The 9,312-nt window shown below is 59.6% G+C and carries 11 protein-coding genes; 4 read left to right on the top strand and 7 right to left on the bottom strand.

What is annotated here, in order from left to right:
• From CW267_RS28985 to CW267_RS28950, 7 genes are all read right to left on the bottom strand, one after another.
• The coding region (locus tag CW267_RS28985; protein ID WP_133124764.1) for a KpsF/GutQ family sugar-phosphate isomerase at window positions 1-514 on the bottom strand (514 nt) is incomplete at its 3' end.
• On the bottom strand, window positions 507-1,280 hold the full coding sequence (gene srlR / locus CW267_RS28980) for a glucitol operon DNA-binding transcriptional repressor SrlR (RefSeq protein ID WP_008806163.1): 774 nt from the start codon (window positions 1,278-1,280) through the stop codon (window positions 507-509). The genes CW267_RS28985 and srlR, both read right to left, overlap by 8 nt.
• A gap of 67 nt (window positions 1,281-1,347) precedes the next feature.
• Complete coding sequence (gene gutM, locus CW267_RS28975) at window positions 1,348-1,707, bottom strand: transcriptional regulator GutM (RefSeq protein WP_023298118.1); 360 nt, start codon at window positions 1,705-1,707, stop codon at window positions 1,348-1,350.
• Between the two features lie 618 nt (window positions 1,708-2,325).
• Window positions 2,326-3,105, bottom strand: a complete 780-nt coding sequence (gene srlD / locus CW267_RS28965; protein ID WP_008806161.1) for a sorbitol-6-phosphate dehydrogenase — start codon at window positions 3,103-3,105, stop codon at window positions 2,326-2,328.
• Between the two features lie 12 nt (window positions 3,106-3,117).
• Window positions 3,118-3,480 (bottom strand): PTS glucitol/sorbitol transporter subunit IIA, encoded by a 363-nt coding sequence (gene srlB / locus CW267_RS28960; protein WP_048964376.1) that lies wholly within the window; start codon window positions 3,478-3,480, stop codon window positions 3,118-3,120.
• 13 nt (window positions 3,481-3,493) lie between these two features.
• A complete protein-coding gene (locus tag CW267_RS28955; RefSeq protein WP_012540783.1) occupies window positions 3,494-4,465 on the bottom strand; it encodes a PTS glucitol/sorbitol transporter subunit IIB in 972 nt (323 codons plus the stop codon).
• Window positions 4,462-5,025: a PTS glucitol/sorbitol transporter subunit IIC gene (locus CW267_RS28950; protein WP_022065932.1), complete on the bottom strand. Its 564-nt coding sequence runs from the start codon at window positions 5,023-5,025 to the stop codon at window positions 4,462-4,464. The genes CW267_RS28955 and CW267_RS28950 overlap by 4 nt, the downstream gene beginning before the upstream one ends.
• Window positions 5,026-5,302: 277 nt before the next feature.
• Here CW267_RS28950 and mltB point away from each other — a divergent pair, with 277 nt between their 5' ends.
• The 4 genes from mltB to CW267_RS28920 form a co-directional block, all read left to right on the top strand.
• Entirely contained in the window at window positions 5,303-6,382 is a 1,080-nt protein-coding gene (gene mltB / locus CW267_RS28945) for a lytic murein transglycosylase B (protein WP_012540785.1), read from the top strand.
• Window positions 6,383-7,476: 1,094 nt separating this feature from the next.
• Complete coding sequence (locus tag CW267_RS28930) at window positions 7,477-8,187, top strand: metal ABC transporter ATP-binding protein (protein WP_165787482.1); 711 nt, start codon at window positions 7,477-7,479, stop codon at window positions 8,185-8,187.
• Window positions 8,184-9,047: a metal ABC transporter permease gene (locus CW267_RS28925; protein ID WP_032740869.1), complete on the top strand. Its 864-nt coding sequence runs from the start codon at window positions 8,184-8,186 to the stop codon at window positions 9,045-9,047. Before CW267_RS28930 ends, CW267_RS28925 begins: the two co-directional genes overlap by 4 nt.
• A 7-nt stretch (window positions 9,048-9,054) precedes the next feature.
• A partial coding sequence (locus CW267_RS28920) for a metal ABC transporter substrate-binding protein (protein ID WP_165787483.1) occupies window positions 9,055-9,312 on the top strand: 258 nt, incomplete at its 3' end.

Raw genomic sequence — 9,312 nt, 5'->3', positions numbered from 1 at the left:
TCACCGCCATCGCCAGCGCGTCGCCCAGCATCAGCGTGTTGACGGTGCTGGAGGTCGGCGCCAGATGCATCGGGCAGGCTTCGCGCTCCACGGCGATATCCAGCACCGCTTTTGCCGCCAGCGCCAGCGGCGAGGTGGATTTGCCGGTCATCGCCAGCAGCGGAATGGATTTCTCTTCCAGCCGCGGCACGATGAGATCCAGCTCTTTTGCGCTACCGGAGTAGGAGATAAACAGCATCACGTCGCGGCTGTCGAGCATGCCGAGATCGCCGTGCAGGGCTTCCGCCGGATGGACGAAAAAGGCCGGGGTGCCGGTGCTGGCGAAGGTTGCCGCCAGCTTTTTACCGATGTGGCCGGATTTACCGATACCGGAGACAATCAGTTTGCCCTCGCAGTGGATGATGGTTTCCGCCGCGCGGATGAAGTCGTCGCCCAGGCGTTCCGGCAGGCGGCTCGCCTCCTGCAGCTCAAGCATCAGGGTCTGGCGTCCGGCCTCTAACAAAAAGTTACTCATGATGTTCTCCAGTAATAATGACTTCAATACCTTTGGCTTCCAGCGCCCGCTGGAATTCAGGGTCAATATCGGCATCGGTAATCAACTTATCCACGCGTTCAAGGCCGCAGACGATATTGGGACTTTTACGGCCAAACTTTGATGAGTCGGCCATCAGGATCACTTCGCGGGCGGCGTTGCACATCGCCTTACTGACGGTATACACCTCGTTAAAGGTGGTAACGCCTGCCACCAGATCAATGCCATCGGTGCCCATAAACAGTTTGTCGAAGCTGAATTGTTCGAAAGCGTTTTCCGCCAGCTGGCCGTGGAATGAAGCCGATTTTTTACGAAAGGTGCCGCCCGGCATCAGGATGGTCTGCTCGTTATCGAACTCGGAAAGGGCGTTGACGATATGCAGGCTGTTGGTCATCACCGTGATGTTATTGAAGCGGCTCAGCAGCGGTACCATTTGTAATACGGTACTGCCGGCGTCGAGGATGATTGAATCGCCATCGTGGATGTAGCGCACGGCGGCTTCGGCAATCTGCGCTTTCTTATGGGTGTTGATCAGCGTCTTGTGGTCGATAGGCGGGTCGGCCTCGTCTTTATTCAACACTACGCCGCCGTAGGTGCGGATGACGGTCCCGGCATTCTCCAGTATCACCAGATCCTTGCGGATAGTGGTGCCGGTGGTGTCGAAGTGTTGCGCCAGCTCTTCGACCGAGCATTTGCCCTGCGATTGCAGGTGCTCGAGAATGGCTGCCTGGCGCTGACGTGGTTTCATAGGCGTTGTATCCTGCGTTTAAGTTTCGAAGTGATAATTTCGCAAGATATTAACTTTCACAACGAAATTATGCATGTTTCGGATTAAGCGCTAATGATAGTGCATTCTGACAGAGCGGATCATTGGGAAAGATCACATCAGGCTGCAATTCCTTGAGATGTTTACCGCTAAGCGTGGGGATTTTTTGCGGACTGGCGAAGACGGTGAGTCCCTTCATCAATAGCGTGTCGCAAATACGATCGTTTTCATCGACGGCGATAGCGACAATCGCGCGCGGTTTAAAGCGCCCGGAGGAACGGCCGACGCCAACGCGGCCCTGCTGGCAAAGGCTATCAAAGGCGCGATTGAAGCGGCGAATTTGCCAGCCGCCGAAAGCCAGCTGAGTCAGCCAGGCGATAGCGGCGACGGTGATTAATGTGGTAACCATAATGTCTCCTGAAGGTGGGGTATCGGGTACAACCCCGGTACCGTTTTTTGTCGGGTGGCGGCTAGCGCCTGACCCGACCTACGCTGGCATGTGATCTGTAGGCCCGCGCAAGCGTAGCGCCGCCGGGCAATAACCGCGGGTAAAGAGCTACTTTCGCGCCGGATGGCGGCTGCGCCTTATCCGGCCTACGGTCCGTGCCATTGTGAGCTTAAGATCTCTATCTTGTAACCATGGCTACTGAAACTGCGGTGTTGGTGGCCTCAAAATCGCTGAGACGTTCCCGGAAGGCCGGGGCAGCCCGCATGGATGCGGGCTGAGGGCCGTGATTTGCAGGGACGCTGCCTCGGCCCGACCCGGAGCCTGCCGGGATAAGTCGAAGGTACCACGAAGTGGCGATTTTGGCGGCCAGAGCCCGGGAGTACAGAGGGCGGCGGCGACTGGCCGCCCTCTGTGCGCTCCCTGCGCCATGAGAGCCATAACGCAGAAGAAATATCGGGAGCGCAATGTGCTCGGAATTAACACAAAGCACATGTTTTTCCCCAACCAAAACCGTTGCAAACCGATAACAGTATCTATGGTTTTTTTGCCCGGATAAGCGCAGCGCCATCCGGGAACCTTTTAAAACATCACCTGGCCGCCGGTAACGTTAATTGACTGCCCGGTGCAGTACGACGCCTGCGGGCTGGCGTAAAACATCAACACGTTCAGCACATCCTGGTAATCGCAGCCGCGTTTCAACGGCACCTTATCGATGTAGTACTGCTCGACTTCGCTCTCATCGATACCGAGCTTGGTGGCATACTGCGGCAGCAGCGACTGGAACATCGGCGATTTCAACAGATTGCCGAGCATCAGCGAATGGACGGTAATACCGTACTCCGCCAGATCCAGCGCCAGCGACTGGGTCAGCCCGACGCCGCCGAACTTCGCCGCGCTGTAGCCGGAGTTGTGCTTACTGCCCACTTTGCCGGACTTCGAGTTGATCTGAATGATGCGTCCCTTAATGCCGTCGCGGATCATCAGCCGCGAGAACTCGCGGGCGCAGAGGAAATAGCCCACCAGGTTCACCTGCAGCGAGCGGTCGAAATCCCCCAGCGCGAAGTCGCTTATAAACGCCGCTTTGGCAATCCCGGCGCTGTACACCAGCAGGTCGACGCGCGTGAAAATCTCATCCACCCCGTGAGCCAGGGCAGTGACGCTGGCTTCGCTGGTGGCGTCGGCGCCGAAGCCGTATGCCGTGCCTTCGCCATATTCAGCGTTGATCTCCTGGGCGACCCGGCTGGCTTTTTCACTTTGAATATCGACCACCGCCACGCGGTAGCCCTCGGCGGCCAGACCGCGGCACAGAAACTCTCCTAAGGTTTGTCCGCCACCAATGACAACAGCAACCTGATTCATCTTTCTCTCCTTCTAAGCAACAAATTTCAGTACGCAGCCGGTCGCGATAGCGTCCGGCACCGGGCCGGCGACGTGAACAGTTCCGGGAAACTCCGCTTCACGATGGCCGTCGAAGCGCAGGGTGATATGGCCCAGCTCGCGCAGGTTTTGTTCGGCGACCTCGCCGACGGCGGTCACCGGATAACGCCTGTCACCGAGCTGCAGCTCTGCGCCCGGCGCCAGGGGGCCGGCAAGCTCGCCGTGGTTGTGAATAAAGCAATACTCTTCGATATCCGCCGGGGCGCCCTCGCGGAAGGTGATCAGCATCTGCTCTTCCAGCGCCATCGTCGCGCAGGCGCCGATGCGGGTAATGGTGGTGTGGTAAATGACGGTCATCTTCAGGAACCTCTTACTGGTAAATAAATCCGGAAACGAACCACGCGATCAGCACGGTTGGCGCGCCGGTGAGGAAGCGGCTGACCAGCACCGACGGCACGCCGACGCGCACGGTATCCTGACGGGCCTCGGCCAACGACAGGCCTACCGGGATAAAATCGCAGGCGGCCTGGGCGTTAATGGCAAACAGCGCGGGCAGGGCGAGGTGCGGTGGAATGTTGCCAAGGCCGATCTGGACGCCGATCAGCACGCCGATGACCTGGGCGATAACGGCGCCGGGGCCGAGAAATGGCGACAGCAACGGGAAGGAGCAGATCAGCGCCAGGGTCACCAGCCCCAGCGGATGGCTGGCAAGCGGCGCCAGGCCGTGGGCAATCCAGTCGCCGATGCCGGAGGCCATGATGATGCCGATCAGCGCCGAGACGAAGGCCATAAACGGCAGAATGGTTTTCAGCACCGTGTCGATGGTGTCGCGTCCGGCCTGGAACAGCACCGCCACCACCGATCCCATCCCCATCCCGACCTTAGCCAGCAGGCCGTCGCTCTGTTCGGTGATCTTTTTGCTGGCGTCATAATCGCGGCCCGCGGCAGGGAGTGGTTGCGCTGCCGTCTCGCCGCTATCTTCCAGCAGTTTGATGTTCTCTTCTTTCACCCCGGAGACGTAAATATCCTCGACGATATACTGCGCCAGCGGCCCCGATTTGCCAGTGGCATGGATATTCACCGTAGGGATACGGCGCTTGGGATAGAGCCCGCAGCGCAGGGTACCCCCACAGTCGATAATCGCCACGCCGATGTCGCTTTCCGCCGGTTCGCCCTCTTTAAAACCGTCCACCGCCTGCCAGCCGGTCAGGCTGGCGATGCGGTCAACGATCGCCGGGCGGGTGCCGGCGGTGATATAGACGATCTTTTTGCCCTCGACGACGTCGAGCTCAAGCGGGCCGCCCCAGCCGCCGGTGCCTTTCTCAATACGAATGCGGGTCATGATGTCGCTCCTGACAGATGCACTTTCCGGGCAAGCTGAATCGCCATTTTTTTCTCGAAAATAGAGGTGGTCAGGTCGGTGACCCAGCCGCGGAAGAAGTTGGTCACCAGCCCAACCAGCAGATAGCTCACCGCCAGGGGACCAAGCGGCAGGCCAAGCGTGGTGAGGCCGTTGGCGATGCCGAGATAAACAAACAGCTCGCCGGGGTTGATATGTGGAAAGAGACCGTTCATCGAGTGGCAGCTATAGGACGCCGCCGCGTAATAGCTGGGCTTGTACTTCTCTGGCATAAAGCGGCCGAGACTTAAGGTCATTGGGTTACAAAAAACGAAGGTGCCGATGCAGGGCAACAGCAGATAGCGGGAGATCGGATTTCCGGCGCAGCGCTGCGCCAGTTTTTCGATCCGCTGCTGGCCGATAAAGTTGATCAGCGCGTTCATGATCACCAGCAGGCTGATCAGTAAGGGGAGGATCCCGGTCACCATGCCGGTAAATACCTCGCCGCCTTTCTGAAACAGGCCGATAAACCACTCCGCGCCGTGGGTAACGACGTCAATCATTGTTCTCTCCTTCAGCGTGTTATTTTTCTTGCTAACTGCAGGCTGATTTTAATCATTTTGAAAGGTTTTAAAGTGTTAAATAGATCGCAAAATGAAAGATAAATATTTTATTTTGAAAGTTTGAAGGCAAGAGGATGAAACGATGAGGCGCATGGCAGCATGCCGGGAAGGGGTCGGTGAAGGACTATTTTGTCTACAAACGGATTGTCGCTTTCTTGTTGGTCGTCGCATGCTTTACCATAATTATCCCTTGCTGAATTTGTTAAACGGAATTCCCATGTTGAAGCGTCGCTATCTGGCTTTACTTCCCCTTTGTGTGCTCCTCGCTGCCTGCAGCAGCAAACCCAAGACCCCCGCGGAAACGGAGATGGCGAGTGGAACCGGCGGCTTTTTGCTGGAACCGCAGCATAACGTGATGCAGATGGGCGGCGACTTCGCCAACAATCCGGCGGCGGCGCAGTTCATCGATAAGATGGTGGCGAAGCACGGCTTCGACAGACAGCAGCTGCAGGAGATCCTGTCGCAGGCTAAGCGCCTGGATTACGTCCTGCGGCTGATGGATCGTCAGGCGCCGACCGGCCTGCCGCCGACCGGGCCGACCGGCGCCTGGCTGCGCTACAAGAAACAGTTTATTACCCCGGATAATGTGCAGAACGGCGTGGTGTTCTGGAACCAGTATCAGGATGCGCTGAACCGCGCTTATCAGGTTTATGGCGTGCCGCCGGAAATCATCGTCGGCATTATCGGCGTGGAGACTCGCTGGGGTCGGGTGATGGGCAAAACCCGCATCCTTGATGCGCTGGCGACCTTGTCATTTAGCTACCCGCGCCGCGCTGAATACTTCTCGTCGGAGCTGGAAACCTTCCTGTTAATGGCGCGCAGCGAAAGCGACGACCCGCTGGATCTGAAAGGTTCTTTCGCCGGGGCGATGGGCTACGGCCAGTTTATGCCGTCCTCCTATAAGCAGTATGCGGTCGATTTTAACGGTGACGGCCATATCAACCTGTGGGACCCGGTGGATGCCATCGGCAGCGTGGCCAACTACTTCAAACAGCATGGCTGGGTGAGCGGCGATCTGGTGGCGGTGCAGGCGCTGGGCCAGGCGCCGGGGCTGGAGAATGGTTTCAAAACCAAATACAGCGTGTCGCAGCTGGCGGCGGCGGGGCTAACCCCAACCCAGCCGCTGGGTAACCATCAGCAGGCCAGTCTGCTACGGCTGGATGTCGGCACCGGCTATGAGTACTGGTACGGGCTGCCGAACTTCTACACCATCACCCGCTATAACCACAGCACCCACTACGCGATGGCCGTCTGGCAACTGGGCCTGGCGGTTTCTCAGGCCCGTGGCGGGTACTGATTTTCATCGGGCTGACAGATTCCGCGCCTCCCCGGATAGCGGCGCGTAGCGCCTTATCCGGGCTACGGTCTGGTATCCGGTTGGTAGCCCCGGTAAGCGCAGCGCGACCGGGGGAGAGTTCAATGACAGCTTGTCGCCCATCGGTAACACTGCGGCTACGTTACTGACAGATTCCGCGCCTCCCCGGATAGCGGCGCGCAGCGCCTTATCCGGGCTACGGTCCGGTATCCGGTTGCTAGCCCCGGTAAGCGCAGCGCGACCGGGGGAGAGTTCAATGACAGCTTGTCACCCATCGGCAACACAGCGGCTACGTTACTGACAGATTCCGCGCCTCCCCGGATAGCGGCGCGTAGCGCCTTAGCCGGGCTACGGTCCGGTATCCGGTTGCTAGCCCCGGTAAGCGCAGCGCGACCGGGGGAGAGTTCAATGACAGCTTGTCGCCCATCGGCAACACTGCGGCTACGATACTGACAGATTTCGAACCTCCCCGGATAGCGGCGCGTAGCGCCTTAGCCAGGCTACGGTCCGGTATCCGGTTGCTAGCCCCGGTAAGCGCAGCGCGACCGGGGGAGAGTTCAATGACAGCTTGTCACCCATCGGCAACACAGCGGCTACGTTACTGACAGATTTCGAACCTCCCCGGATAGCGGCGCGTAGCGCCTTAGCCAGGCTACGGTCCGGTATCCGGTTGCTAGCCCCGGTAAGCGCAGCGCGACCGGGGGAGAGTTCAATGACAGCTTGTCACCCATCGGCAACACAGCGGCTACGTTACTGACAGATTTCGAACCTCCCCGGATAGCGGCGCGTAGCGCCTTATCCGGGCTACGGTCTGGTATCCGGTTGCTAGCCCCGGTAAGCGCAGCGCGACCGGGGGATGACGCCGGGGAGGCCGCGCTTAACCTCTCGTTTTTTCCCGCCCGCATGCCTCTTGTTGACCTTTGTTACATTTCTGCCCACTGACACTGATTTACATTCTTTTTTCGCTTCTGTATTGTTATGTTATAACATTAAAGGAGGTGAAATATGTTCACATCAGTTTTTATGGCCTCCGGCGCGACGCGCGCGACCATCGCAGGCGTGCTGCTGGTGGCGCTATGGTTAGCGACCTGGTGGGCGGTGGCGCTGCCATGATTGAGCTGGAGCAACTGGTCGCTGGCTATGACGGGGTGGCGATCACCCCACCGTTGAGCGGGATGATATGCCCCGGCAGCCTGACAGCAATCGTTGGCCTCAATGGCTGCGGAAAATCAACGCTGCTGAAAACGCTCGCCGGGTTTCTACCACCGGTCAGTGGCCGCCTGCGCTGGCAGGGGAAACGGCCGGTGATTGGCTGGCTGGCGCAGCGCCATGCCCTCGAGTCGCAGTTTCCTCTCAACGTGCAGGATGTGGTGAGTCAGGGCGCATGGCCCGGCGTGTCGCTGCTACGCGGTCTGGGCGGCGATACCCGGCGACGTATCAGCGCGTTGCTGGAGCGGGTCGGGCTGGCGGGTCTGGCGAAATCGCCGATTGAGGCGCTCTCCGGCGGCCAGTTTCAGCGCATGTTGTTTGCCCGGGTGATGGTGCAGCAGGCGCCGCTGGTGATGCTCGACGAGCCCTTCACCGGCATCGACGAAGCGACCTGCCGGGAACTGATGGAATTGATCCTCGAGATGCATCAGCAGGGGCAGACCATCCTGGCGGTGCTGCATGATAACCAGCGGGTGGCCGACTTTTTCCCCGAGACGCTGCTGCTGACTTCCCAACGCGCCTGCTGGGGCGTCACCCGGGCGGTACTTCCGGCTTTCAGTCATGCGAGGTCGGCATGATCTGGCACACCTTCTTTCAGCCTTTTATTGAATTTGGTTTTATGCGCCGGGCGCTGGTGGTGTGTCTGGCGCTGTCGCTGAGCACCACCATGCTGGGCGTCTTCCTGCTGCTGCGGCGTATGAGCCTGATGGGCGATGCGCTGTCGCACGCCATTCTCCCCGGGGTGGCGGTGGGGTATCTGCTGAGCGGCATGTCGCTGCTGGCCATGACCCTGGGCGGCTTCATCGCCGGCATCGTGGTGGCGCTGGTGGCCGGGTGGGTGAGCCGTCGGACACCGTTAAAAGAGGACGCCAGCTTTGCCGGATTTTATCTGGGATCGCTGGCCCTGGGCGTCACCCTGGTGTCGCTGCGCGGCTCCAGCGTCGACCTCCTGCATCTGTTATTCGGCTCTATTCTGGCGGTCGATCGTGACGCGGCGCTGTTTGTCAGCGGCGTCGCCAGCCTGACGCTGCTGTGCATTGCGCTGTGCTATCGCGGTCTGGTCAGCGAGGCGTTCGACAGCGCCTGGCTGCAGGTGAACCACCCCCGCCTTCCCGCGCTGCTGCATGGACTGTTTCTGGCGCTGCTGGTGCTTAATCTGGTGGCGGGGTTTCAGGTGCTCGGCACGCTGATGGCGGTAGGGGTGATGATGCTTCCGGCGGTTGCCGCGCGCTGCTGGGCGCGAACGCTGCCGGGCATTCTGTTACTGGCGGCGCTCTCCGGTGCGCTCTGTGCCTGGCTGGGATTAAGTCTCTCCTGGGCGGTCGGTCTTCCCGCCGGGCCCGCCATCGTGCTGACCGCCAGCGCGCTGTTTTTTATTTCGCTGTTTTTTGGCACGCATAGTCGGCTGCTGATCGGCTGGCGCAAATTGATGGGGTAAGGAAATGATGAAACGTAGTGCAATGGTTGTGGCGCTGGCATTGGGGCTGATGGCGCAGGGGGCGATGGCAAAAACGCTGAACGTGGTAAGCAGTTTTTCGGTGCTGGGTGATATGGTGCAGCAGGTCGGCGGCGAGCATGTCCATGTCGATACGCTGGTCGGCCCGGACGGCGATCCACACACCTTCGAGCCCTCGCCGAAAGATAGTGCGCTGCTCAGCAAGGCCGACGTGGTGGTGGTCAACGGCCTGGGGCTGGAAGGGTGG

Source organism: Klebsiella sp. X1-16S-Nf21 (genome assembly GCF_002837615.1).
Lineage (GTDB): Bacteria > Pseudomonadota > Gammaproteobacteria > Enterobacterales > Enterobacteriaceae > Klebsiella > Klebsiella variicola.
Note: the sequence above shows the minus strand (reverse complement) of the source record. Positions and strands in the feature narration are given on the sequence as shown.